Source organism: Rhizobium sp. AG855 (assembly GCF_003610655.1).
Lineage (GTDB): Bacteria > Pseudomonadota > Alphaproteobacteria > Rhizobiales > Rhizobiaceae > Allorhizobium > Allorhizobium wuzhouense.
Window position 1 is genome coordinate 2,027,405 of record NZ_RAQG01000003.1, and the last position, 25,410, is coordinate 2,052,814.

A 25,410-nucleotide genomic window follows, 5' to 3' on the forward strand; every position below is an offset into this window, starting at 1 on the left:
GGACGACGGAACCCCTCCCCGGACGGGAAGCGAAACGCAGCAGGGACGCCTCACCGGTCGCCCGGTTCTGGCATCACCACCTGACCTCATTCTCTTTCATCCGGACTATAACCGTCGGCTCCGGAATCACACCGGATCTGCTGACCCTCCCCTTCCCGTTACCGGGAGATGGGCAGGCGCTCGCGGGCTTGGGGATACCCCCTTACCGCCGGTGGGGAATTGCACCCCGCCCTGAGAACGAATGCCGGAAGATCCGGCACGACAGAGATAAGACAGGTTCTCATGCGGTGCAAGGCAACAAAAAAAGCCCGGCACGAGGCCGGGCTTCATAGGCGTCAGCTGACCATCGCGCCGTAGGGTGGCGACGGTCATGACGGATCAGCTGTTGACAGCGTCCTTCAGGCCCTTGCCGGCCGTGAACTTCGGAACGTTGCGAGCCGGGATATCGACTTCAGCGCCGGTGGACGGGTTGCGGCCCTTGGAGGCTTCGCGACGGGCGACGGTGAAGGCGCCGAAGCCAGCGAGACGAATGTCGCCGCCGTTCTTCAGCTCGGCCTGGACCGTTTCAAAAACGGCATCAACGGCAGAGGCTGCGTCAGCCTTGGTGAGGCCAGCCTTCTCGGCGACCGCGGATACGAGTTCGTTCTTGTTCATGTTTCCACCCTTTCTGATTGGTATGAAACGACTCAAAAGATTAAGTCGGGCGGAGAATACGAATGCTTCTGCCCTTCGCAACTCAAAAGCACCCGAAAGGCCCGGAAAACAAGCCGTTTAAGCGTGTTTTCACAAAAAAGGCTGGCAAAATTGCCAGCCTTTTTCGCGGATTTGGAGCTTTATGGCTCAACCATGGCAAAATGGCATCAATGAGCGACGGTCGCGCCGGTTTCGTCGGTGGTCTCGACGGTGCCGATCGCGGGCGTTTCGACCGTTCCATCCCACTCAATCGGCTCGGGGACGCGGATCAGGGCGTGGCGGATAACCTCACCCATACGCGACACCGGAACGATCTCCATGTTGTTCTTCACATTGTCCGGAATGTCCGCCAGATCCTTGGCATTCTCTTCCGGGATCAGAACCTTCTTGATGCCGCCACGGAGTGCTGCAAGCAGCTTCTCCTTGAGGCCACCGATCGGCAGGACGCGACCACGCAAGGTCACTTCGCCGGTCATCGCGATATCCTTCGAGACCGGAATGCCGGTCATGATGGAGACGATGGCGGTTGCCATGGCGATACCGGCAGACGGACCGTCCTTCGGGGTTGCCCCTTCCGGCACGTGAACATGGATGTCCGACTTGTCGAAGCGGGGCGGCTCGACGCCGAAATCGACAGCGCGGGAGCGGACGTAAGATGCCGCAGCCGAAATCGACTCCTTCATCACTTCCTTCAGGTTGCCCGTCACCGTCATGCGGCCCTTGCCGGGCATCATGACGCCTTCGATCGTCAGCAGCTCGCCACCGACCTCCGTCCAGGCGAGACCCGTGACAACGCCGACCTGGTCTTCGCCCTCGGCTTCGCCGTGGCGGAAGCGCGGGACGCCGAGATAGTCGTTGATGTTCTCGGCCGTGACGGCCACCGACTTGACCTTACCCTTGATGATTTCGGTCACGGCCTTGCGGGCGAGCTTCATCAGCTCGCGCTCGAAGGAACGAACACCGGCTTCGCGGGTGTATTGCTGAATGATCGTCAGGATCGCACCATCCGTCACGGAAAACTCTTCCGGACGCAGGGCATGTTCCTTGATCGACTTCGGCAGCAGGTGCCGCTTGGCGATCTCCAGCTTTTCGTCTTCCGTGTAACCGGCGATGCGGATGATCTCCATGCGGTCCATCAAAGGACCCGGGATGTTCAGCGTATTCGCGGTCGTCACGAACATGACGTTCGACAGGTCATATTCCACTTCGAGATAGTGGTCCATGAAGGTCGAGTTCTGTTCGGGATCCAGCACCTCAAGCAGAGCCGAAGACGGATCACCCCGGAAGTCCATGCCCATCTTGTCGATCTCATCGAGCAGGAAGAGCGGGTTGGACTTCTTGGCCTTCTTCATCGACTGCACGATCTTGCCGGGCATCGAGCCAATATAGGTGCGGCGGTGACCGCGGATCTCGGCTTCGTCACGAACGCCACCGAGCGCCATGCGCACGTATTCGCGCCCGGTCGCCTTGGCGATCGACTTGGCGAGCGAGGTCTTGCCGACGCCCGGAGGTCCGACGAGGCACAGGATCGGCCCCTTGATCTTGGTCGCACGGGCCTGGACCGCCAGATACTCGACGATGCGCTCCTTGACCTTGTCGAGGCCGAAATGGTCCTCGTCGAGGATCTTCTCGGCCGCGTTGAGGTCGATCTTGACCTTGGACTTCTTGTTCCAGGGCAGACCGAGCAGCCAGTCGAGATAGTTGCGCACGACGGTGGCTTCCGCCGACATCGGGCTCATGTGGCGCAGCTTCTTCAGCTCGGCATCGGCCTTTTCCTTGGCTTCCTTGGAAAGCTTGGTCTTGGCGATGCGCTCTTCCAGTTCGGCCATCTCGTCACGGCCGTCTTCGCCATCGCCGAGTTCCTTCTGGATCGCCTTCATCTGTTCGTTGAGGTAGTACTCGCGCTGGGTCTTCTCCATCTGGCGCTTGACGCGCGAGCGGATGCGCTTTTCGACCTGGAGAACCGAGATCTCGCCTTCCATGAAGCCGAGCGCCTTTTCGAGACGCGTCTTCACGCTGACCGTTTCCAGCATTTCCTGCTTTTCGGTGATCTTGATCGAGAGATGCGAGGCAACCGTATCCGCCAGCTTCGAGTAATCCTCGATCTGGCTCGCGGCGCCGACAACCTCGGGAGAGATCTTCTTGTTCAGCTTGACGTAGTTTTCGAATTCCGAAACCACGGAGCGGGACAGCGCCTCGATCTCGACGGCGTCTTCATCCGGCTCGGCGAGAATGCGAGCGGTCGCTTCGTAGTAATCTTCGCGGCCCGTATAGCCTTCGATCTTGGCGCGGGCGCGGCCTTCGATCAGGACCTTCACGGTGCCGTCCGGCAGCTTCAGGAGCTGCAGCACATTGGCAACGGTACCGACTTCGTAGATGGCGGTCGCGGCCGGATCATCATCGCTCGCATTGATCTGCGTGGCCAGCATGATCTGCTTGTCCGAGCCCATCACCTCTTCAAGAGCGCGGATGGATTTCTCGCGGCCCACAAACAAGGGGACAATCATGTGCGGGAACACCACGATGTCGCGCAGAGGAAGCACCGGATAGGTGTTCACCTCGTTTGTCGCTGACGTATTCGTCATTTCAATTCCTTTCCAACGTCCCGGGCTGCCGGGACCAGATGACCGACCCAAAGGCATCGGCCATGTTCTTGCTCCCCCAACAAGTGGAGTGGCGATATCCTCAATTCAAGCCTGCCTGGCCGGTCCGTCGCGAAACTGTGACGGTCAGATGACGCTCTTTCCCCGCCCGCATCCTAGAGTGCGGACCTGAAGCGAGGCATGCGCGGCGCACGAGGCGAAACAGACCCTCACGGCTCTCGCATGGCAGGAAAGACGATACGCAGATACGGATACGCAACAGAATCCAGGCGGCATGTCACCCCTCCTGTTCTACCCCAATCCCCCGCAGAGACAACAGCAGACACAGTAAATTAGCCGAAGTTCACTGGGGATGGCCGCAAAACGAAAGAGCCCGCCAAAGGCGGGCTCTTTGCAGTCTATGGGTGTCGAGATCAGGCCGAAGCGTTGGCTTTTTCTTCCTGCCTGTCCGCATAGATGTAGAGCGGGCGGGAATTGCCGTTGACGACGTCGTCGGAGATGACGACTTCGCGAACGCCATCGAGTTCCGGCAGTTCGAACATCGTGTCGAGCAGGATCTTTTCCATGATCGAGCGCAGGCCGCGGGCACCGGTCTTGCGGGTGATCGCCTTGCGGGCGATTTCACGCAGGGCATCCTCGTGGAAGGACAGCTCGACGTCTTCCATCTCGAACAGGCGCTGGTACTGCTTGACGAGCGCGTTCTTCGGTTCCGAGAGAATCTGGATCAGGGCGTCTTCATCCAGGTCTTCGAGCGTTGCCAGAACCGGCAGACGACCGATGAATTCCGGGATGAGGCCGAACTTGACGAGATCTTCCGGCTCCAGCTCGCGCAGGACTTCACCGACGCGGCGATCTTCCGGAGACGTCACCGTCGCGCCGAAGCCGATCGAGGTCTTTTCGCCACGGGCAGAGATGATCTTGTCGAGGCCGGCAAAGGCACCGCCGCAGATGAACAGGATGTTCGTCGTGTCGACCTGCAGGAATTCCTGCTGCGGATGCTTGCGGCCACCCTGCGGCGGCACCGAGGCAACCGTGCCTTCCATGATCTTCAGCAGTGCCTGCTGGACGCCCTCGCCCGATACGTCGCGGGTGATCGAAGGGTTGTCCGACTTGCGCGAGATCTTGTCGACTTCGTCAATATAGACGATGCCGCGCTGGGCGCGTTCCACGTTGTAATCGGCAGCCTGCAAGAGCTTCAGAATGATGTTCTCGACATCTTCACCGACGTAACCGGCTTCGGTCAGCGTCGTTGCATCGGCCATGGTGAAGGGCACATCGATGATTCGGGCGAGCGTCTGGGCAAGATAGGTCTTGCCGCAGCCGGTCGGGCCGACGAGCAGGATGTTCGACTTGGCCAGCTCCACATCGCCGCCCTTGGAGGCGTGCGAGAGGCGCTTGTAATGGTTGTGCACCGCGACCGAAAGGATCTTCTTGGCCTGCTTCTGGCCGATCACGTATTCGTCGAGGATCTTGATGATGTCCTGCGGCGTGGGAACGCCATCACGGGACTTGACCATCGAAGACTTGTTCTCTTCGCGGATGATATCCATGCAGAGTTCGACGCATTCATCACAGATGAACACCGTCGGTCCGGCAATCAGCTTGCGGACCTCGTGCTGGCTCTTGCCGCAGAAGGAACAATAAAGGGTATTCTTGGAGTCACCGCCGTTGCTTCCGCTGACCTTGCTCATGTCTTTATCCTTCCAGCACGCCGCGCCACCGCCTGGTTGCGGCAGGGCGATCACTCTCACTGTCCGGCTTCAGCCGCCGCCTTTGGCTGAAACCTCTTCCGATCCGGAGCTACTAGCCGATCCACTGAGGGCAGATCGGCGGCAACGAAAACTCCCGGTCTCGGCAGACTATGTCAGAAACGATCAACATAGCCTTAATCCATACTATTAGCGCTTTCGCAGCGACTTTAAACCCCCGGCGCCTTCACATACTGCGGCGCCACATTGGCGCCGCACCGGCCGGGTGCCATCAAGCAGATGGTGCTGCACCTTCCATTTCGGCGCGCGAGGTCAGGATACGGTCGATCAGACCCCATTCCTTGGCTTCGCTCGATTCCATGAAGTGGTCGCGGTCCAGCGTGTTTTCCACTTCGTCGTAGGTCCGGCCCGTGTGCTTGACATAGACCTCGTTCAAACGACGCTTCATCTTAATAATGTCACGAGCATGGCGCTCGATGTCGGATGCCTGGCCCTGGAAGCCGCCCGAGGGCTGATGGACCATGATGCGGGCGTTCGGGGTGGCAAAACGCATGCCCTTTTCGCCGGCCGCCAACAGCAGCGACCCCATCGAGGCTGCCTGGCCGATGCAGAGCGTCGACACGGCCGGACGGATGAACTGCATGGTGTCGTAGATCGCCATGCCGGAGGTGACGACGCCACCCGGCGAATTGATGTAGATGGCGATTTCCTTCTTCGGGTTTTCGGCTTCGAGGAAGAGAAGCTGGGCGCAGACCAGCGAGGCCATGGTGTCCTCGACCGGGCCCGTCAGGAAGATGATCCGCTCCTTCAGCAGTCGGGAGAAGATATCGTAGGAGCGCTCGCCACGATTGGTCTGCTCGACGACCATCGGCACCAGAGCGAGAGCGGTATCAACGGGATTTCTCATATCGGTCCTTTTTCAGCCTCTCCCCGCAACGTCCGGTGCCGGGAATCACGTAAAATCTGTCAACCCCTACATAGAGTGTCCGCACCCTGACATTCAAGACGCGTGCAAGGGATATCCTTAATGCCTGCCACCGGACGAACAGCCTCGACCTAACGGGTTTTTCTCACCCATGCCAATGCCAGGCCCTCGTCTGAAGAGCGATACACAAGAATGCCCTAACATGGTGAAAATTCTGTCATCGCGTGGCCAGGGAATCGCGCGGCTTTGCTGCAATCTGCCAAATTTCCGTAGGAAGTGCTTAACCCGGCTGGGCCATTGTGGGGCAATTCGATCCAGACGTGAATTTTTGGGATATTGATCGTGATCGACGTGAAGACGGGGTTTCTGCTCTGGGTGATCCAGGCGGGCACGCTCGCGATTCTCCTCATCGCCATTTGGCTGCATGGGCGCGAGCAGCGGCATTTCCTCTGGTTCGGCATCGGTTTTGCCGCGCACGCGACCGGCCTGGGGCTGGTGGGCGGGCGCGGAGACATTCCGGATTTCGTGTCCATCCACGTTGCCAATGTCACCTCGCTGCTTGCCTTCGGCTGCTGGGCCGGGGCAATTTCGGCACTCGACCGGAGACAGCCGCCTCTTCTTGCCTGGCTTCCGCCGCTGGTCTGGATCGGCTGCAATCTCGTGCCAGAGGTGCGCGACACCTTTTACCTGCGGGTCGCAACCCACAACCTTGGCGCCACCGTGGGATTTATGTTTCTGGCCTTTCTCATCATGAGGGCCAGCTTCAGTTCCCCGCGCTATCGCCAGATGCTTGCCGTCGTCTGGAGCATCCAGGCTCTGTCCTCGATCAGCTTCTGCGTCTTCGTCCTCTTCGACAAGCCGCGCAATTTTCAGGCAGACATCATCGGCCTCTGGATGGGAACGGTCGCCCTGATCGGCTTCATCACGGCGATCATCATCTTGGCCAAGATGCTGATGGATCGATCCGAGGAGCGGCTGCAAGCCCTGGTGCGCACCGATCCCCTGACCGGCGTGCTCAATCGTCGCGGCTTCACGGAAGCTTATCAGCGACTGCAGGACGCCGCGCCCTTGCCCGGCATCGGTCTGTTGATCTTCGACCTGGACCACTTCAAGCAGGTGAATGACGATCACGGCCATCAGGTCGGCGATATGGTGCTGCAGGAGTTTTCAAACCTGTGCCGATCGCTCCTGCCCCAGAGGGCAGCCTTTGCCCGGACCGGCGGCGAGGAATTCGCGGCGGTTCTCGCCATTTCGGAGCCTCGGGATGCGGCGCTGTTTGCGGAGACTGTCAGGCTTGCACTTGCCGAACGGGTTATTTCGACCGAGGCACAGGATCTGCGCATCACAACGAGCGTCGGTATCGCTGTGAGCCCGCTCTCTCGTGCCGGGCTCGAACAGTTGATGACCGATGCGGATGCCGCCCTCTATGCCTCGAAAGAGCGGGGCCGCAATCGGACCTCGGTCAAATCAGGCTCGCGGATCATGACCGTTCCACCGACCGGGTCCGGCAAAGCCGATCGCGATGTCGACGGGCGCGTGGACCGTCAGGTGGCGATCCTCAAACGCATCGCCGCCGTTGCCACATCGCTCGACGAGTGAATCTCGGTGCGCGCTCTTGCGTAACCAATATCATTGCATAAACAGGGTGCCATGACCGACCTTTCCTTCCTCTCCATCGACCCGGCCACCCGCCGCGTCTCGCTCGATGCTCGCGATCCAGCCTTCTACAGCGATCCGAACCGCGCCTACGCGGCCTTGCATGCCACCTGTCCCACCTTTTACTGGGAAGAGCAGAGGCAGTGGTTCTTTACCGGATACGATCACGTGAATGCGCTGCTGCGCGACCGGCGTTTCGGCCGTCAGATCCTGCACATCGCAACGCGCGAGGAGCTCAGCATGCCCGAGCCTGCCGCGCATACGCGGCATTTCGACAAGGCAGAGGAGCACTCACTGCTGGAAATCGAACCGCCAGAGCACACGCGCCTGCGCACGCTCGTCAACCGGGCCTTCGTTTCGCGTCACGTCGAAAAAATGACGCCGGAGATCGAGCAACTGGCGAACCGGCTGATCGACAGTTTCGAGAAGGATGGCAAGACGGAGCTCCTGTCGACATTTGCCGATATCATCCCCGTCACGATGATCGCCCGGATGATCGGCATCCCCGAGGAGATGGGACCGCAGCTCCTCAAATGGAGCCACGACTATGTCGGCATGTACATGTTCAAGCGGAGCCGCGCCGACGAAGAGGCTGCCGATCGATCGGCCAAGGAGTTCGCCGACTATGTGCGGCAGGTCATCGCCGAGCGGCGGGCAGCGCCGCGCGACGATCTGCTCAGCCACATGATCCATACGGAGCACAAGGGCCAGTTCCTCACCGAGGACGAGCTGATCTCGACGACGATCGTGCTCCTGAATGCCGGACACGAGGCGACTGTGCACCAGATCGGCAATTCGGTTCGGGTCATCCTCGAAAGCGGCAGTGATCCGGCAACGCTGTTTACCGACGACAAGACAACGGAGAGGACAGTCGAGGAGACGCTGCGGATCTGCGCGCCGGTGCATATCTTCCAGCGCTGGTGCCTGGAGCCCTGCGAGATCGACGGTGTGTCGTTCCAGCGCGGCGACAAGGTGAGCCTCATTCTCGCGGCGGCCAATCTCGATCCGCACAAGTTCCCCGATCCGCTAACCTTCAAACCCGCGCGCGACGAAGGGGCCAATCTGTCTTTTGGTGCCGGCATCCACTTCTGCATCGGTGCGCCGCTTGCACGGCTCGAGCTCAATATCGTGCTGCCGCTGCTCTTCAAGCGCCTGTCGGGACTGAGGATCGCCGAGACGCCTGTTGTGAAGGATGTCTATCACTTCCATGGGCTGGAACGCCTCGACCTTCGCTGGTGAGGTCGGCCGTCTCAACGTAACGCGCCGTCAGGGTTTCGACGGCCCGACGCATGGCGAGGCGCAGAGCCGGCGGATCGAGAACTTCTGCTTCCGACGCCAATTTCAGCATTTCGGATACGGCCATGCGCTCCTGCGCCACCGGCAGGCGGACAGTGCGCCAGCCCTGCTCGTCCGGCTCGCCGATGAACTGGAGATTGGCCCGGACGTAAGGCGGCGCCATGTGCTCGATTTCCTTCAGCCCCCAGGGTGACAGGCGAACGGTGGCCCAGTTCGGATAAAGCTCGAGCTCCAGGCGCCGCGTGTTTGCATCCCAATAGCCGGCAAGATCGAAGTCCCTCGGCCATTCGAAGCGCTCATCGGTGACGATCAGATCGAGCACGCGGGAAATGCGGTATGTCCGGGGTGTCCCGTCGACGCGCGCAACGAGATACCAGGCGCCGCCCTTCATGACGATGCCGAGCGGCTCTGCCACGCGGTTCTTTTCCGCTTTCCAGGATCGATACCGCATCCGGATGCGCTTGGAATGCCAGACCGCGTCGGCGATGGCCTGGAGGTGGAGAGGCTGCTCCCCTTCCGCCAGCCAGGCTGGCGCGTCGAGATGGAATTTCGACTGGATGCGCCTGGCGTTCTCACGAAGATCTTCGGGCAAGGCCGCCGTCAGCTTCTTCTGGGCGCCAGCCATCAGCGAGCCGAGGCCGAGATCGGCTGCGGCACCCGGTATCCCCGTCAGGAACATGGCCTCGGCTTCGGCGGGCGTCAGACCGTTCAGGCGAACGCGGTAGCCGTCCAGAAGCCGGTAGCCGCCATCCGATCCTCGCTCGCTGTAGACCGGGATGCCGGCAAGCGAGAGGGCGTCGATATCGCGGTAGATGGTGCGAACGGAGACGTCATTCTCCGCTGCAAGCACCTCGGCCGTCACCAGTCCCTTTGCCTGGAGGGTGGTCAGAATGTTGATCAGCCGGCTTGCTCGCATCAGGAAATTCTCCTTCTTCGACGAATACCCTAAATCAACCTGACACATCCTGACAGGTATGCGGGCGCATTCTCCTTACATCGCCTCGAGGCGAGATCATTTCAAAGGGAGACATCCATGACCCGGAACCAATCAATTACCCTCTATTATTCGCCACAGACCCGCGCGACAGGCGCACACATTCTGCTGGAAGAGCTTGGGGTCCCCTATCATCTGCATGTGCTGAACATGAAAGCCGGCGAACAGCGGCAGCCGGCTTATCTCGCCATCAATCCGCTCGGGAAGGTCCCCGCGGTTCGTGTCGGCGAAACGCTGGTCACCGAACAGGGCGCCATCTATCTCTACCTCGCCGATCTCTTCCCGGAGGCGGGCCTTGCCCCCGCTCTCACCGATCCGGACCGTGGCGCTTATCTTCGCTGGCTCTTCATCTATGGGAGCTGCTTCGAGCCGGCTGTCGTCGATCGCTACATGAAACGCGAGCCGGGTTCGCTGAACGAGACGCCCTATGCGAGTTATGAGTCGCTGATCGACATGCTGGAGGAGGCCTTGAAGACCGGGCCCTATCTGCTCGGCGAACGTTTCACGGCTGCGGACCTTTTGTGGGGTGTCGCTCTGCAGTGGACGACAATGTTCGGACTGGTCGAAGCCCGCCCGGCTTTCCAGGCTTACATGGAACGCATCGGCAACCGTGCAAGCGTGCAGAAGGTCTCCGCCGAAGATGCGGCCATGGCCGCCGAACATGAAGCCGCGGCCGCCCGGCTGAAAGCCAGCTGATTGCGAAGAAGATGGCCGGCCTCCGCCGGGTCGGCCATCTTCTTCGCATCCGATCAGGCGCGTGTGCCTATCGCGGCGCAGGCGTGCGTTTGGACAACGCGGGCCTGAGCGCTTGGCATGCGCTGTCTAGCCTGCCCAAAATCGCTGTGTGTTCGAACTATGGAAGTTCGCTAGACCCGGATGACATAATCCTTGCGAGTCGTTTCAAGGACTTCCCAGGTTCCCTTGAAGCCGGGTCTGAGGATCAGGCGGTCGCCGGCCTTCAGATGGATCGGCTCACCGCCATCCTCCGTCACGACCGAGTGGCCTTCGAGAATGTGGAAATATTCCCATTCGTCGTAGAGGATCCGCCACTTGCCGGGTGTCGACTGCCAGATGCCGGCATAGAGGCCGCCGTCGGCCTCTTCGATATTCCAGGTGGTGAAGCGCGGATCACCGGATATCAGGCGGTCCGGCGCGGGCGCGCCCTCTTCCGGCGTGATGGTGGAAGGTTCGAAGGCTAGGACAGCGGACATGGTGGCTCCCGGATGAACGGTGGCGGCCTTCCGGCCGCCACCTTGATGATCTCAGACTTTCGCCAGCGACTGTTCAAGATCGGCGATGATATCGGCCGGATCCTCGATGCCGATCGACAGGCGCACCACGTCAGGGCCGGCACCGGCGGCGATCTGCTGCGCCTCGGAGAGCTGGGCGTGGGTTGTCGACGCCGGGTGAATGATCAGCGAGCGCGTGTCGCCGATATTGGCCAGATGCGAGAAGAGCTGCAAACCGCCGACGAGCGCCTTGCCGGCCTCCAGACCACCCTTGATGCCGAAGGTGAAGACGGAACCGGCGCCCTTTGGCGCGTAGCGCTTCTGCAGGGCATTGTTCGGATCATCCGGCAGGCCGGCATAGTTGACCCAGGCGATCTTCGGGTGGTTTTTCAACCAGGTCGCCACCTTCATCGCATTGTCGCAATGGCGCTGCATGCGCAGCGGCAGCGTTTCAATGCCGGTCAGAAGCAGGAAGGCGTTCATCGGGGCAATCGCCGGACCGAGGTCACGCAGGCCGAGGACACGGCAGGCGATGGCAAAGGCGAAATTGCCGAAGGTCTGGTGCAGGACCACGCCTGAGTATTCCGGGCGCGGGGCTGAAAGCATCGGGTACTTGCCCTCCTTGGCCGACCAATCGAAGGTGCCGCCATCGACGATGACGCCACCCATCGAATTGCCGTGGCCGCCGAGGAACTTGGTGGCCGAGTGGACGATGATGTCGGCGCCGTGCTGCAGCGGGCGGATCAGGTAGGGGCTGGCCATGGTGTTGTCGACGATCAGCGGCAGGCCATGGCGATGGGCGACCTCGGCGATCGCCTCGATATCGACGAAGGTACCGCCCGGATTGGCGAGGCTTTCGATATACACGGCCTTGGTGCGGTCATCGATCTGCGCCTCGAAGCTTGTCACATCGGCGGGATCCGCCCAGCGGACGTGCCAGTCGAAATTCTTGAAGGCATGACCGAACTGGTTGATCGAACCGCCATAGAGCTTCTTGGCCGCGACGAAATTGTCGCCCGGCTGCATCAGCGTGTGGAACACGAGAAGCTGGGCCGCATGACCCGAGGCGACGGCGAGTGCTGCGGTACCGCCTTCGAGGGCGGCGACGCGCTCTTCGAGCACGGCCTGTGTCGGATTCATGATACGGGTGTAGATATTGCCGAACTGCTTCAGGCCGAAGAGAGCCGCCGCATGGTCCGAATCGTTGAAGACGAAGGCGGTGGTCTGGTAGATCGGCGTGATCCGCGCGCCGGTGGTGGGGTCAGGCTGAGCGCCGGCGTGGACGGCAAGCGTTGCAAAACCCGGATTCGTGTCCGACATCTGATAGATCCTCCCTTAAGCTGGACTGCGGCGGATCATAGTCAGTCGCAGCCGCTTGTCAGCCCGCAATATTCCAATCTCAACGGTCTGGTGAGCATAAACATCCTTGATCGAGGTCAATGCGCGGCGTGGGTCTGGTGGCATGCTCTGGGTCCTTGATGGAGGTAGTCATGACCCTGAGCCTTACCGACCCCGTGCGCCACACGATGCAGCAGATTCTCTCCTGGTTTGCCCAAAGTTTCGAATCCTCGACCGAAGCCGACATGCTGGCCACACTCGACCAGACACAGATCAATGCTCTGGCCGAAGACTGTGGCTTGAGCCCGCACCAGTTGCTGGCGCTCGTCAAGGCGGGGCCGCATGCGGCCGACGAAATGCCGGAGGTCATGCGCGCGCTCAACATCGATCCGGCCGAAGTCGACTTTCAGATGCGCCAGACATTTCGCGGCATGCAGATCGCCTGTGCCGAATGCGCGTCGAAGGACCAATGCCGTCGCGACCTGAAGAGCGGCGCGATCGGAAAGGCGTTTGTCGACTACTGCAACAATGCCGAGAGCCTGAACGCGCTCAGGGCAAATCCTGAAATGCTGCTCGATCGTTGAGCCTCAAAGCCCCAATCGCGGCATCTCTATCGCCGGGCAGCGGTTCATCACCACCTTGATGCCGGCCTCTTCGGCCGGTTTGACAGCCTCGTCGTCCCGCACGGTCAGCTGTCCCCAGATGACCTGAGGCCGCGTCGGCAAAGCAAGCGCCTCGGAGACGACTTCGCCGAGATATTCCGGCGCGCGGAACACGTCGATCATGTCGATGGCTTCGGGGATATCGGCCATGGTCGCATAGACCTTCTGGCCGAGAATCTCCTTTCCCGCCTGACCGGGATTGACGGGAAAGACGCGATAACCCTTCGACATCAGATACCGCATCACGCCGAAACTGGGACGATCGGGCTTCGGAGAGGCGCCGAGGAGCGCGATGGTCTTTACCTCCGTCAGAATGCCCTTCAGATACTCGTTGGAATAATGGGTGTGTTCGGCCATCCGGTTCTCCTTCGCATCTCGTCAAAGCTTGCAGAGACTTAGATGGGTGTGAGATCTTCGACAACAAGGCCATCGGCCCCGTCGTGGATCCCGTCACGATACGGCGACGGCTGGAACCGTGAGACGGGCCGGACGTTGAGATGCAGCCGAAGGAGGATCGTCATGCGCCTGAACCATATCGTCATCATGGTCGCCGCACTCGGGGCGGCATCGCCGGCCGACGCCATCTCACGCTACAATTCGCAAAGCCTGACCTGCGACCAGGCGCGCCAGCGGGTCCTCAACGAGGGGGCCGTGATCCTGCGCTATCCGTCGACACGCGTGCGCGGCATGACGCTTTACGACCGCTACGTCACACGCAATGCGCTGTGCGCGCCCCACGAATATGCCGAGCGCGCCTATGTGCCGACACGGGACGAGCCGCGTTGCCCCGTCCTCAACTGCCAGTCTTACGATCCCCTGCCCGGACGATTCGGCAAGCCGATCATCCGGTTCTGAGCGGTTTCACTAGGCGGCGTGGGCCGGGCCGTGATGCGGCGCATGGGTCAGTTCGTAGACGAGCGGATATTCCGAAACCAGGGCCCGGTTCATCACCATCTTGATACCGGCTGCTTCGGCCCGGGCTGCTGCGGCATCGTCCCTGACGCCAAGCTGGCACCAGATGGCTTTCGGATGCGGGGTCATGGTCAGGACCTCTTCGACGATCTGGTCCAGTTGATCGGACCGGCGAAACACGTCGACGAGATCGATGGGTTCCGGGATGTCGGACAGCGAGGCGTATACGCGCTGGCCAAGGATCGTGCCCCCTGCATGGGCCGGGTTGACGGGAAAAACCCGATACCCCTTGCCGAGCAGAAAACCTGATATCCAATGGCTGGGACGGTGGTCGTTGGTCGAGGCGCCGACCACCGCGACATTGTGCGCACTCTTGAGGATCTCGGCGAGATAATCGTTGAGATAGGTGTCGTGGTTCATGGACTTCCTCCTGGCCGCGCGGGCCGCTGAGCAAACCGTCCTATATTCCCCAACCCTGTTATACGCCGAATCCGTTAACGGTCGCGCTTCGCATCCATTCAAATGCCGTGCATCATTCCGGCAGCACGACGTGCCCGTGCTCGTCCAACGGGAAGAACGGATTGTGCGCGATTTCCCAGAGGTGGCCGTCGGGATCGGCAACATAGCCGGAATAGCCGCCCCAGAACACCTTTTCCGGCGCCTTGACCAGCGTCGCGCCGCAGGAAACGACGAACTTGACCACGGCATCGACACCGATTTCGCTCGGCACGTTGTAGGCGAGCGTGACACCGGAAAAGCCGGGCGGCGTATTTTCAACCTGGGCATCCTGCGCCAGATGGCTCCGGGAAAAGAGGCCGAGCACGATGCCCTTGAGCTGAATGAATGTAATGTTCTCATTCGACGCAGACGACCTGCTCCAACCAAGCCGCTCATAGAATTCGGTGCTGCGCCCGACATCGGCAACACCGAGCGTGATCAGAGAAATTCGACGCTCCAGGGACATATTTGACCTCCATCTTGGGCGCCTGCCGTTACGTTCGGTTTATGTTTTCATTATGTTCATGCGAATATTAGCATCATGAGTTGCGCTCATGTTTTGCTGCAATCCTTCAAGAATGACTCAATATTGCGCCTTTTCGCCGGCCATCGTTGGCAGAATTGACCCCTTTGGCATTCTGAAAACTGACGATCTCAGAGCCCATTCCAGGCAAACTCGGCGGTTGCGATTGCGGTAAAATAATACCACACACCTAACTCATTGATTTTGCTTGACCCTTGCAAGGACACCTACACCAGGGCCGCCTTGACGCTCCGCCTGCCCCGGATTATACACCCGGCAAGACGGCGGCCCCTCGGGACCGCTTTCTTATTTGTGCCGGCGACGGCACGCACCAAGCAACAAAAAACGCCTGCTGGCCCTCTTGGGTCAACCAGGATCACACGGAAAGAGACCTCAATGTCTACCTTCGTTCAGAAGCCTGCAGAGGTGGAGAAGAAGTGGATCGTCATCGATGCCGAAGGGCTCGTTGTCGGCCGCCTCGCCACCATTATCGCCACGCATCTTCGTGGCAAGCACAAGGCCACCTACACCCCTCACGTTGATGATGGCGACAATGTCATCGTGATCAACGCCGAGAAGGTTGTTCTTACCGGCAAGAAGTATTCGGACAAGACCTACTACTGGCACACCGGTTATCCGGGTGGCATCAAGGAACGTACTGCCCGCCAGATCATCGAAGGCCGCTTCCCGGAGCGCGTTCTCGAGAAGGCTGTCGAGCGCATGATCCCGCGCGGCCCGCTCGGCCGTCGCCAGATGAAGAACCTGCGCGTCTATGCCGGCTCGAACCATCCGCATGAAGCTCAGCAGCCCGTCGTTCTCGACGTCGCCAAGCTGAACAGCAAGAACACAAGGAGCGCCTAAGTATGGCCGATCTTTCTTCCCTGAAGGACCTTGCCCCGGCACAGGACGCAGCTCCGGCTCACGTCCGCAAGGTCGACTCCCTGGGTCGCTCCTACGCCACCGGCAAGCGCAAGAACGCCGTTGCCCGCGTCTGGGTCAAGCCGGGCACCGGCAAGATCACGATCAACGGCCGCGAATTCCGCACCTACTTCGCCCGTCCGGTCCTGCAGATGATCCTGCAGCAGCCGATCGTCGCAGCTGCCCGTGACGGCCAGTTCGACATCATCGCGACCGTTCACGGCGGCGGCCTCTCCGGCCAGGCCGGTGCAGTTCGTCACGGTCTCTCGAAGGCCCTCACCTACTTCGAACCGGGCCTGCGCTCGGTCCTGAAGAAGGGTGGCTTCCTGACCCGCGACAGCCGCGTTGTCGAGCGTAAGAAGTACGGCAAGGCCAAGGCCCGTCGTTCGTTCCAGTTCTCCAAGCGTTAACAGCTGGATTACCGGACACGGAAATCAAGGCGGGGCTTCGGCTCCGCCTTTTTTGTTGTCTACCATCCTCATTCCCACTCAGAGCGGCATTGGCATGGTCTCCCAGATCGCAAAGCTTCCGAAACCACCCTATTACGTCGTCTGCTTCTCCTCCCAGCGCACGGCCGGCGATCACGGCTATGGTGCGATGGCCGACACGATGGTTGCGCTTGCCGAGCAGCAGCCGGGTTATCTCGGCATGGAGAGTGTGCGCGGGCCTGATGGCTTCGGTATCACCAATTCCTACTGGGTGGACGAAGCGAGCATTCTGGCCTGGAAAGCCGTGGTTTCCCATGCCGCGGCCCAGAGACTCGGACGCGAACGGTGGTATGAAGATTACCGAGTCATTGTCGCCAAGGTCGAACGGGCCTACGACATCAAGAGAGAAGACTGAGGGACCATCATGGCGAGTAAATCGATCGACAACGCCTTCACCGCAAAGGCCCTGCGCGGAGCGGCGACCGACCCGACCTATGCGGGCGTGCTTTCCTTCATGCGCCGCAAATATTCCAAGGTGCTGGACGACGTCGATGCGGTCGTACTCGGCATTCCCTTCGATGCCGCCGTCTCCAACCGTCCCGGCGCCCGTTTCGGACCGCAGGCGATCCGGCGCGCCTCGGCGATCTTCGACAATGATCCGCAATATCCCTTTGCCCGTGACCTGTTCGAGCAGATGGCCGTCATCGACTATGGCGACGTGTTGCTCGACTACGGCAATCATCAGGAAACTCCCGCGCGGATCGAAGCGCAGGCAGCCGAAATCCTGGCGTCGGGCGCCTATCTGCTCGGGCTCGGCGGCGACCATTTCGTCACATGGCCACTTCTGAAAGCGCATGCCGCCAAACATGGACCGCTGGCGCTGGTACATTTCGACGCGCATCAGGACACCTGGGACGATGACGGCCAGCGGATCGACCACGGCTCCTTCGTCTGCCGGGCCGTGCGCGAGGGCGTCATCGACCCTGCTGCCTCGATCCAGATCGGCATTCGGACCGAGGCACCTGAGAATTTCGGCATCAGGATCATCCCCGGCTATGAGGTCGAGGATTTGAGTGCGCAGGCGATTGCCGACCAGATTATTGCCCATATCGGCGACCGCGCCTGCTACCTCACCTTCGACATCGACTGCCTCGATCCGGCCTTTGCACCGGGCACAGGCACGCCGGTCGCAGGTGGCCCGTCATCGGCCAAGATGCTCTCGGTTCTGCGCAAGCTCGGCCCCCTCGATATCCGGGGTTCCGACATCGTCGAGGTGGCACCGGCCTACGACCATGCCGATATCACCGCCATTGCCGGTGCAACGGTCGCGATGTATATGCTGGGTCTGCGGGCTGAACGCCTCGCCGCTCCCCGTTAACAAACTGAATCACATGGCGGATAAAGTGAGTCCGCCAGCACTCCTAACCTTCTGAATTTGTGGACAAAGACATGAGCGCGAAAATCTTCATCGATGGCGAACACGGAACCACGGGGCTGCAGATCCGCACCCGCATGGCCGGCCGCCGCGACGTCGAGCTCCTGTCGATCCCGGAAGCGGAACGGCGCAATGCCGCCATGCGCGAGGATCTGCTCAACAGCGCCGATATCGCCATCTTGTGCCTGCCGGACGAAGCCTCGAAAGAGGCCGTCACCATGCTCTCGGGCAACAACAAGGTCCGGATCATCGACACCTCGACCGCCTTTCGGGTTGCGGAAGACTGGGCCTATGGCTTTGCCGAAATGGACAAGGCGCAGGGCGACAAGATCCGTTCGGCGCGCCACGTCGCCAATCCCGGCTGCTACCCGACCGGTGCGATCGGCCTCATCCGGCCGCTGCGTGACGCCGGCATCCTGCCGGATGCTTATCCGGTCAGCGTCAATGCGGTCTCCGGTTATACCGGTGGCGGCAAGCAGCTGATCGCCCAGATGGAAGACACCGCTCATCCCGAGCATCTGGCCGCCAACAACTTCCTCTACGGCCTGCCGCTCAAGCACAAGCATGTGCCGGAGATGACGATCCATGGGAAGCTCGACCGGGCGCCCCTCTTCTCGCCTTCCGTCGGCCGCTTTGCCCAGGGCATGATCGTGCAGGTGCCGCTGTTCCTTGATGACCTTGCCTCGGGCACGACGATCAGCAGCATACATGCGGCCCTCGTGGCGCATTATGCCGGCCAGAACATCGTTACGGTGGTGCCGCTCGCTGAAAGCGCCAAGTTGCCGCGCGTCGATGCCGAGGAGCTGGTCGGGCAGGATACAATGAAGCTCTATGTCTTCGGCACGGAAGGCGGACCGCATGTCAATCTCGTCGCCACGCTCGACAATCTGGGCAAGGGTGCGTCTGGTGCGGCCGTCCAAAACATGGACCTGATGCTGTCTGCTTGATTGAAACCACAACGGGAGGACATTCACATGCTCGATCATATTGGCCTCTCCGTTACCGACTATCCGAAGTCCAAGGCATTTTACGATGTCGTGATGCCGATGCTGGGCGCGGACTGCTGCATGGGGGTGACCGCCGCTGATACCGGCGGGACCTATGAGGGCGCCGGCTACGGGCTCAACGGCAAGCCGTCCTTCTGGATCGGCACCGGCGGGCGCACGCAAGGGTCGATGCACATCGCCTTCGTTGCCGAGAGCCGCGCCGCAGTGGACGCGTTTTACGCTGCGGCGATGGCGGCTGGCGCGACGGATAACGGACCGCCCGGCATCCGTGCGCACTACCATCCGAATTACTACGGCGCCTTCGTGCTCGATCCCGACGGCCACAATATCGAGGCGGTCTGCCACAAGCAGGCCTGACGGCTGCCTCAGCGGGACTGTCTCCGGCGGCTGAACGCTTCGTCAGGTGGACGCGCTATCGTCTCCGTCAAACGCGACCGCTATAGTGCACCGAAAGCGAGGTGCCATGAGCAAACCGATACGGTTTCCCGTCTATTTCATTCCCCATGGGGGCGGTCCGTGGCCGTTCCTGGAGTTCCCGAAGGATGAACAGGGCAAAGGGCCCTGGGATGATCTCGGCACCTTCCTGCGCGGATTTGCCAACGAGGTGGGGCACAAGCCGAAGGCGATCCTGGTAGTCTCAGGGCATTGGGAAAAGGAACCCGTGCCGACGGTGAGCAGCGCTCCGCAGCCGGGCATGCTGTTCGACTATTACAACTTCCCGCCCCATACCTATGAGCTTTCCTATCCGGCACCCGGCTCGCCAGTTCTCGCGGCGCGCGTCCGCGCCCTGCTCTCTGCGGCTGGAATCGACAGCGCCGAAGATGCCGAGCGTGGTTATGACCACGGCGTCTTCATTCCGCTGATGCTCGCCTATCCGGATGCGGATGTGCCGATCACTGTCATGTCGCTCAAGAATACGCTTGACGTTGAAAGCCATGTCGCGATCGGCAAGGCGCTGGAACCGCTGCGCGACGAGGAGGTGCTGATCATCGCATCCGGCATGAGCTATCACAACATGCGGATGTTCCGGCAGGCGGAGCCCGGTCATGTCCAGCAAGCGGTGCGCTTCGACACATGGCTCGCGGACGCCGTCAAAATCAACGATGTCGACGAACGGGCGGCAAAGCTTTCCACCTGGGAGCAGAACTCGGATGCGCAGGCCTGCCACGTGCCCGACCATGACCATCTGGTGCCGCTCTTCGTCGCAGCGGGTGCCGCCGGCGTTGATGCCGGACGGCAGGTTTTTCAGGGGCATTTCCTCGGTAAACCCTATTCGGGCTTCCGCTTCGGCTAGGTCAGTCGCGCACTTCCATGGCGATCGGACGCGGACGCTCGCCGTAGAAGCCCCGGAGATGAGCAACCGCGAAGGCAAGCACGATCAGGGCCATGCCCTGATGCGTCAGGCCCGCATGCAGCGGAACCTGGGTCACCAGCGTGACGATGCCGACTGTGGCCTGCAGAAAGACCAGAGCGAACATCAACACGCTGCGGCGGGCATGGGTCGATTGCGGCGCTGCGCGCAGACACTGGATCATGTGGAACAGCGCAATGGCGAAGAGCACATAGGCGCCCAAGCGGTGGACAAACTGAACCGTCTTCGGGTTTTCGAACAGATTGATCCAGGCCGGCGCCTGCACGAACAGACCCTGCGGAACGATGGCGCCGTCCATCAGCGGCCAGGTGTTGTAGGTGAAACCGGCATCGAGACCGGCGACAAGCGCGCCCAGATAGATCTGGAAGAAAATCATGGCGAGCAGAATGCCGGCGACCAGCCGCGCTCGTGGTGTCGGTGACGCATCCTCGCTGTGCGGGGCAAGACTGCGCATGATCCAGACACAGCTGGCAAAGATGAAACAGGCCATCATCAGATGGGTCGCGAGACGATACTGGCTGACATCGACGCGTTCGCTAAGGCCGGACGACACCATCCACCAGCCGATGAAGCCCTGCAGGCCACCGAGCGCCAGCACGCCGACCAGCGGCAGGCGCAGACCCGGCCCGACACGACCCTTGATCCAGAAATAGAGAAGCGGCAGAGCGAAGATCATGCCGATCATTCGGGCGAGCAGGCGATGCGCCCATTCCCACCAGAAGATCGTCTTGAACTCATCAAGGCTCATACCCTTGTTGATCTGCTGGTATTGCGGGATCTGGCGATAGAGCTGCAGCTCTTCTTCCCATTCCGCGACGGAGAGCGGCGGGATGACGCCGTGGATCGGCTTCCACTGCGTGATCGACAGGCCGGAATCGGTGAGACGCGTCGCGCCGCCCACCAGCACGAGACAGAACAGCGTGAAGACGACGACGCCGAGCCAGATGCGGATGGCACGCCGGTCGCTATCCACCTTGGCAATCTGGGTGCGGATTTGGGTTTCGGTACCGATCGTCGCAGCTGTCATCAGTCAATCCTCTTTTCGCCCGTTGATTTGCATCACTCCGGTGTGCAAAACAAGCCCGCCGGTTTGCGGCAAGCGGTCGCGTCGGAAGATGGCGGACCTGTCCTAAAAGAGAGACGTGCCATGCGGCCTTCCCTGCGCTCCTTCATCGGAACGATCGCCATCATCGTCATCGTGTTGCTCTATGCGCTTTTGGCGACGACCATCGCATCTGCGACCCTGGCGACGGCGCCCTGGTGGGCGCACCTCCTCTATTTCGTCCTCACCGGCCTCTTGTGGATCGTGCCCGCCATGCTGATCATCAAGTGGATGGCCGGCCCCGTCAAAAAGTAGCGCGGTCCAGGCTTTACCCCCTGTTTACCGCGTTCGGGATCGATGCTCCAGGCGCGATACGCCGATAACCGTTTCTTGCAGAAGGGCCGTTAGTCTCTGCCCCGCACGCAGGCAAATGGACGGGAGACCCGCATGCGGGAGCTGACATTGAAGACCATGACAGTCTTTGCGGGGCGGATGACAAGCGACACGGCCATTCTGCCGACGTCTACCGTCACTCCGACGGCAACCGCCATAGATGAAGACCTCGGCCTCGCCATCACCGTGCATTCGGATATGCGCGCCGTCGAGCGTGCGTGGCGACAGCTGGAAGCCGATCCGTGGAATTCGATGCATCAGGCTTTCGACTGGTGTTATGCCTGGGCACAGACCCATGGCAATCCGCTTGCAATTGTCGAAGGCCGGCTCGACGGCGCACTTGCCTTCGTGCTGCCGCTGGAGATCGAAAGCCGTGCCACGGTGCGCACCGCCCAGTTCATCGGCAGCGCCTTCACCAATTTCAACAGCGGTCTCTTCTCCGCCGATTTTCGTCACAAGGCCGAGCACTTTCCGGCCAGCGCAATCACCCGTGCGCTCGCAGCCGCTCTGGCAAACCGGGCCGATCTGGTCCACCTCGCCCATGTGCCCCTCGACTGGCGCGGCGAGCCTCATCCCTTTGCCGATCTGCCGAAGGTCCTCAACCCCAACCCCGCCTTTCAGCTGGCGCTCGGCGCCGATATGGACGCGACGATCGCGCCGCTCAATGCCAAGGCCCGACGGAAAAAATTCCGCTCTCAGGTGAGAAAACTTGAGGCCGTGGGTGGCTTCGACCATATCCGAGCGACGAGTCCTGCCGACAAGAGCATGCTGCTCGAGACGTTTTTCCGGCAGAAGGCCGCGCGTTTCGAGGCGCAGGGTTTGCCGAACGTTTTCCAGCCGGCCGAGACACAAGCTTTCTTCCACATGGTGCTGGAGATGGATCGCGGCGGCAGCGATGTCCCGCTTGAACTGCATGCATTGCGGCTGAAGGGCGAATATGCCGGCAAGATAGCGGCCATTGCCGGACTGTCGCGCAAGGGCGATCACGTCATCTGTCAGTTCGGTTCAATCGACGACACACTGATGCGCGAAGCAAGTCCCGGCGAACTGCTGTTCTGGCTGATGATCGAGCGGGCGGCCCTCACCGGTGCCGGCCTGTTCGATTTCGGTATTGGAGACCAGGATTACAAGCGCCGCTGGTGTCGCAGCGAAACGCTGCATCACGACCTGATGGTGGCTATATCGCCCCGTGGGCAGATTGCAGAACAGCTCCTCAGGGTGCTGACGCGAACCAAGGCGGCGATCAAGAACAATGCCAGGCTCTATTCCCTGATCCAGCGGATCAGGGCGATGGGTAGCAAGACATCTGCTCCCATGGAGACCGTTTCCGAAGGCGACTGACCCTTCGGCCCATACCGGTCGGCTCAGGCCGCGTGTCGACGCGGCCCGTGGGCTTTGGGGCGCACGGACATCAGCACCAGATCATCGTAGCCGACATCCTGGAAGGCCTTCATGATATCGGCCAGCTCGCCGGTGTCCGGGTCGGGCGCCGAGAGAATGATCTCGTGCTTGCCATTGCGGGTCAGACGGGCAAGGCCCTCGGCCTGGGCCGGACCGCACTCCACCAATACCAGGTCATAGGCATCGGCCAGGGCATCGACGATCATCGACAGGCGGTCGGCACCGCGCATGGCCTGGCGGATGTCCGCATTGCCTTGCGGGATGATGTCGGCCGTCGAGCTGCGGTCCGGATGGATGCAGTCAGCGAAGGCGGCTTCGCCGGTCAGGAGGTCGGTGATGCCGGGCAGATCCGCCCAGGCGGTCATCATCTGGCTCGGCCAGGCCGAACCGGTCATGTCGATCAGCACCACGCGACGACCACGTCCGGCCACGTCGCGGGCAAGCGCCACCGTGCCGGCAGAGCCGTCATCGCCCGAAGGCGAAATTGCGAAGGCGGCGCGGGTGCCCTGCTCCAAAAGGAAATTGGCAACGGAGGCTGCGGAGAATTCGTCCTGTTCGTCCTCGGCTTCGAGGTCCATCACCTCGTCTTCCTCGCCGTCGACCAAAGCGTCCGCATCGATCGGGCGCTCGTCGGTTTCCTCGGGGAGATCGAGAAGGCTTGCTGGCTTGTCCCGTGCCGGAGCAAGGACGGCGGCCGGTGCGACATCGTCTGCCAGATCTTCAGCGGCAGCCGCCTGCATTTCGTCATCTTCTGGGAGAATCTCTTCGTCACGCTCGTATTCGCGCGCAGAAGAGCCGGCAGCCGGGCGCAGGGCGCGGCCGCTGAAGAGTTCCATCAGCATCACGATCACGCAGGAAATGATGAAGGTTGCGAGCGCCGAGACGATGGTCATCGGCAGAACCTTGGGGAAGCTCGGCTCCTGCGGCGGTACGGCGCGCGATATGACGCGGGCATCGGCCGGGCTCGACCCCTTGTCGAGGCGCGAGGAGGCTTCGCGGTAGCGGGCGAGATACGTTTCCAGAAGCTGGCGTTGGGCCGCAGCTTCCCGCTCAAGGGACTTCAGGCCCACTTCATCCTCTCCGGCACGCGCGGTATCGGCCTTGACGGAGTTCATCTGGGCAATGAGCTGTGTTTCACGCTCGCGAGCTACAGATGCCTGGTTTTCGAGGCCGGCGGCGACCTTCAACGCTTCTGCGCGGATCTGCTCGCGCAGCCCCGCCAACTGGGCACGCAGCGACTTCATCTGCGGGTGGCCGTCGAGCAGTGTCGTCGACAGGTCCGAGATCTGCGCCTGAACCTGGGATTCGGCGGTCCGAAGGCGCTGGACGGATTCCGACCGGCTGATCGCATCGATCGTGTCGGTCGATTTGCCCGCCTTGATCGCTGCCTTCAGGTTTTCAGCGGTCGCCTCCGCATTGGCCCGTTCGCCGCGAACGCGGGCGAGTTCGGTCGAGATGTCGGAGAGCTGCTTGCTGCTGAAGGACTGGTCGGTCCCGAGCGACATCAGTCCTGCCTGGGACCGGTATTCCGCCACCTTCTGCTCGGCCTCCCGGACCTTTTCGCGCAGATTGGCAATTTCCGTTTCCAGCCAGCGCACGGCCTCGGAATTGCTGTCGAGCTTGGCACCGCTTTGCAGTGAGCGATAGACGTCGGCGATGGCGTTGGGCACATCGGCGGCCAGTTGCGGATCCTTGGAGGAGAATTCGATGCCGATGACGCGCGATTTCTCGACCTGGTAGACGGACAGCTTTTCCTTGAACGCCTTCAGCACACGCTCTTCCGGCGGAAGTTCGAGCGGGTTCTTCTTCAGACCGAACAGGACAAGGAAATCGGTGAGCGCAGACGGGCTGGATTCAGGATCGAATTCGGCACGCTCGTGCAGCTTGAGGTCACGCGCCACCTGCTTCATCAGGTCGACGGACTGCATCAGTTGCACCTGGCTTGCCACATTGAGCTCGTCCGGCATCGGCTCGACGGTCGATGCATTCGGGCCGGAGGCGGAGAAGCTCGGTTCACGCGGCTCGATCAGCAGCATGGCGTCGCTCTTGTAGGTCGGCGAAATCGCATGGGCGCCGACAAAAGCAAGCACACCGACGAGAGCGGTCGTCGCAAGGATGGTCCCTTTCCGTTGCCAAACGGCACGGAAAAACTGCGCGAGATCGATATCCACGTCCTGCTGGTCTCGGTCCAAACTCGGCATCACTCACACTCCCGGGGCTTTGTCCGGGCAAACGTAAAGGATCATGGTAACTCAAGGGTTAATCTCTGCCTGTGCGGCTCCCCTCCTCCCCCTCTACTTGTTCTGCGCCAGAAGAAGCATTCTCCGTTTACCGGGCATTAACCCTAATTGTTCGATAACGAACCATAAGAAATGG

Annotated in this window: 27 protein-coding genes and 1 riboswitch; of the genes, 14 read left to right on the plus strand and 13 right to left on the minus strand. The window is 61.1% G+C overall.

Translation table 11 applies throughout. The features are described 5' to 3' along the window. Window positions 1–84: 84 nt before the first annotated feature. A riboswitch (FMN riboswitch) is annotated at window positions 85–243 on the minus strand. 135 nt (window positions 244–378) lie between these two features. The 4 genes from hupB to DFO46_RS10010 all read right to left on the minus strand — a co-directional run bounded on the left by hupB (window position 379) and on the right by DFO46_RS10010 (window position 5,912). Next, a complete protein-coding gene (hupB, locus tag DFO46_RS09995; protein ID WP_006727558.1) occupies window positions 379–654 on the minus strand; it encodes a DNA-binding protein HupB in 276 nt (91 codons plus the stop codon). A gap of 206 nt (window positions 655–860) precedes the next feature. Continuing rightward, complete coding sequence (gene lon / locus DFO46_RS10000; RefSeq protein ID WP_110793390.1) at window positions 861–3,278, minus strand: endopeptidase La; 2,418 nt, start codon at window positions 3,276–3,278, stop codon at window positions 861–863. Window positions 3,279–3,709: 431 nt separating this feature from the next. Continuing rightward, window positions 3,710–4,987 carry an ATP-dependent Clp protease ATP-binding subunit ClpX gene (clpX, locus tag DFO46_RS10005; protein ID WP_110793391.1) on the minus strand — a complete coding sequence of 426 codons (1,278 nt, stop codon included), beginning with the start codon at window positions 4,985–4,987 and terminating at the stop codon, window positions 3,710–3,712. 289 nt (window positions 4,988–5,276) lie between these two features. Continuing rightward, window positions 5,277–5,912: an ATP-dependent Clp protease proteolytic subunit gene (locus DFO46_RS10010; RefSeq protein WP_110793392.1), complete on the minus strand. Its 636-nt coding sequence runs from the start codon at window positions 5,910–5,912 to the stop codon at window positions 5,277–5,279. A 360-nt stretch (window positions 5,913–6,272) separates the two neighbouring features. On the opposite strand from DFO46_RS10010, the gene DFO46_RS10015 reads away from it, so the two are divergent. Together DFO46_RS10015 and DFO46_RS10020 are read left to right on the plus strand one after the other, a co-directional pair. Then, window positions 6,273–7,529, plus strand: coding sequence for a GGDEF domain-containing protein (locus tag DFO46_RS10015; protein ID WP_120278204.1), 1,257 nt, complete (start codon window positions 6,273–6,275; stop codon window positions 7,527–7,529). 51 nt (window positions 7,530–7,580) lie between these two features. After that, window positions 7,581–8,825 (plus strand): cytochrome P450, encoded by a 1,245-nt coding sequence (locus tag DFO46_RS10020; protein ID WP_120277169.1) that lies wholly within the window; start codon window positions 7,581–7,583, stop codon window positions 8,823–8,825. Here DFO46_RS10020 and DFO46_RS10025 read toward each other — a convergent pair. Then, a complete protein-coding gene (locus tag DFO46_RS10025; protein ID WP_120277170.1) occupies window positions 8,731–9,798 on the minus strand; it encodes a YafY family protein in 1,068 nt (355 codons plus the stop codon). The genes DFO46_RS10020 and DFO46_RS10025 overlap by 95 nt on opposite strands. Before the next feature lie 117 nt (window positions 9,799–9,915). Between DFO46_RS10025 and DFO46_RS10030 the strand changes: the two genes are divergently transcribed. Next, window positions 9,916–10,572, plus strand: a complete 657-nt coding sequence (locus tag DFO46_RS10030) for a glutathione S-transferase family protein (protein ID WP_120277171.1) — start codon at window positions 9,916–9,918, stop codon at window positions 10,570–10,572. Between the two features lie 170 nt (window positions 10,573–10,742). On the opposite strand, the gene DFO46_RS10035 is transcribed toward DFO46_RS10030, so the two are convergent. Beyond that, complete coding sequence (locus DFO46_RS10035; RefSeq protein WP_110793396.1) at window positions 10,743–11,087, minus strand: cupin domain-containing protein; 345 nt, start codon at window positions 11,085–11,087, stop codon at window positions 10,743–10,745. Window positions 11,088–11,138: 51 nt separating this feature from the next. Continuing rightward, entirely contained in the window at window positions 11,139–12,425 is a 1,287-nt protein-coding gene (locus DFO46_RS10040) for an O-acetylhomoserine aminocarboxypropyltransferase (RefSeq protein WP_120277172.1), read from the minus strand. Window positions 12,426–12,595: 170 nt separating this feature from the next. Between DFO46_RS10040 and DFO46_RS10045 the strand changes: the two genes are divergently transcribed. Then, complete coding sequence (locus DFO46_RS10045) at window positions 12,596–13,027, plus strand: DUF6455 family protein (RefSeq protein ID WP_120277173.1); 432 nt, start codon at window positions 12,596–12,598, stop codon at window positions 13,025–13,027. 3 nt (window positions 13,028–13,030) lie between these two features. Here DFO46_RS10045 and DFO46_RS10050 read toward each other — a convergent pair whose 3' ends face one another. Then, the gene (locus DFO46_RS10050) at window positions 13,031–13,462 is read right to left on the minus strand and encodes a CoA-binding protein (RefSeq protein WP_120277174.1); all 432 of its coding nucleotides are present in this window, start codon (window positions 13,460–13,462) and stop codon (window positions 13,031–13,033) included. Window positions 13,463–13,500: 38 nt separating this feature from the next. Continuing rightward, complete coding sequence (locus DFO46_RS24260; RefSeq protein WP_281039929.1) at window positions 13,501–13,626, minus strand: hypothetical protein; 126 nt, start codon at window positions 13,624–13,626, stop codon at window positions 13,501–13,503. Between DFO46_RS24260 and DFO46_RS10055 the strand changes: the two genes are divergently transcribed. Then, window positions 13,625–13,960, plus strand: a complete 336-nt coding sequence (locus DFO46_RS10055) for a hypothetical protein (RefSeq protein WP_120277175.1) — start codon at window positions 13,625–13,627, stop codon at window positions 13,958–13,960. The genes DFO46_RS24260 and DFO46_RS10055 overlap by 2 nt on opposite strands. A gap of 9 nt (window positions 13,961–13,969) precedes the next feature. Here DFO46_RS10055 and DFO46_RS10060 read toward each other — a convergent pair whose 3' ends face one another. After that, window positions 13,970–14,437, minus strand: a complete 468-nt coding sequence (locus DFO46_RS10060) for a CoA-binding protein (protein WP_120277176.1) — start codon at window positions 14,435–14,437, stop codon at window positions 13,970–13,972. A 112-nt stretch (window positions 14,438–14,549) separates the two neighbouring features. Beyond that, a complete protein-coding gene (locus tag DFO46_RS10065; RefSeq protein ID WP_110793402.1) occupies window positions 14,550–14,981 on the minus strand; it encodes a VOC family protein in 432 nt (143 codons plus the stop codon). A 453-nt stretch (window positions 14,982–15,434) separates the two neighbouring features. On the opposite strand from DFO46_RS10065, the gene rplM reads away from it, so the two are divergent. The 7 genes from rplM (at window position 15,435) to DFO46_RS10100 (ending at window position 20,120) form a co-directional block, all read left to right on the plus strand. Next, window positions 15,435–15,899, plus strand: a complete 465-nt coding sequence (rplM, locus tag DFO46_RS10070; protein ID WP_110793403.1) for a 50S ribosomal protein L13 — start codon at window positions 15,435–15,437, stop codon at window positions 15,897–15,899. Window positions 15,900–15,901: 2 nt separating this feature from the next. Beyond that, window positions 15,902–16,366: a 30S ribosomal protein S9 gene (gene rpsI / locus DFO46_RS10075; RefSeq protein ID WP_062274696.1), complete on the plus strand. Its 465-nt coding sequence runs from the start codon at window positions 15,902–15,904 to the stop codon at window positions 16,364–16,366. Window positions 16,367–16,460: 94 nt separating this feature from the next. Continuing rightward, window positions 16,461–16,799, plus strand: a complete 339-nt coding sequence (locus DFO46_RS10080; protein ID WP_110793404.1) for an antibiotic biosynthesis monooxygenase — start codon at window positions 16,461–16,463, stop codon at window positions 16,797–16,799. A gap of 9 nt (window positions 16,800–16,808) precedes the next feature. Continuing rightward, entirely contained in the window at window positions 16,809–17,762 is a 954-nt protein-coding gene (speB, locus tag DFO46_RS10085; RefSeq protein WP_120277177.1) for an agmatinase, read from the plus strand. Between the two features lie 71 nt (window positions 17,763–17,833). After that, window positions 17,834–18,766, plus strand: coding sequence for an N-acetyl-gamma-glutamyl-phosphate reductase (argC, locus tag DFO46_RS10090; RefSeq protein ID WP_120277178.1), 933 nt, complete (start codon window positions 17,834–17,836; stop codon window positions 18,764–18,766). A gap of 27 nt (window positions 18,767–18,793) precedes the next feature. After that, complete coding sequence (locus DFO46_RS10095) at window positions 18,794–19,183, plus strand: VOC family protein (protein ID WP_120277179.1); 390 nt, start codon at window positions 18,794–18,796, stop codon at window positions 19,181–19,183. Window positions 19,184–19,289: 106 nt separating this feature from the next. Continuing rightward, the gene (locus DFO46_RS10100) at window positions 19,290–20,120 is read left to right on the plus strand and encodes a class III extradiol ring-cleavage dioxygenase (RefSeq protein ID WP_120277180.1); all 831 of its coding nucleotides are present in this window, start codon (window positions 19,290–19,292) and stop codon (window positions 20,118–20,120) included. 1 nt (window position 20,121) lies between these two features. Here the strand turns inward: DFO46_RS10100 and DFO46_RS10105 are convergent, their stop codons facing one another. Then, window positions 20,122–21,225: a COX15/CtaA family protein gene (locus DFO46_RS10105; protein ID WP_120277181.1), complete on the minus strand. Its 1,104-nt coding sequence runs from the start codon at window positions 21,223–21,225 to the stop codon at window positions 20,122–20,124. Window positions 21,226–21,345: 120 nt separating this feature from the next. Between DFO46_RS10105 and DFO46_RS10110 the strand changes: the two genes are divergently transcribed. Further along, entirely contained in the window at window positions 21,346–21,555 is a 210-nt protein-coding gene (locus DFO46_RS10110) for a DUF2842 domain-containing protein (protein ID WP_110793410.1), read from the plus strand. 132 nt (window positions 21,556–21,687) lie between these two features. Next, window positions 21,688–22,974: a GNAT family N-acetyltransferase gene (locus DFO46_RS10115; protein ID WP_245422545.1), complete on the plus strand. Its 1,287-nt coding sequence runs from the start codon at window positions 21,688–21,690 to the stop codon at window positions 22,972–22,974. A 23-nt stretch (window positions 22,975–22,997) separates the two neighbouring features. Here the strand turns inward: DFO46_RS10115 and DFO46_RS10120 are convergent, their stop codons facing one another. Further along, a complete protein-coding gene (locus DFO46_RS10120; protein ID WP_120277182.1) occupies window positions 22,998–25,235 on the minus strand; it encodes a Wzz/FepE/Etk N-terminal domain-containing protein in 2,238 nt (745 codons plus the stop codon). Window positions 25,236–25,410 lie beyond the last annotated feature (175 nt).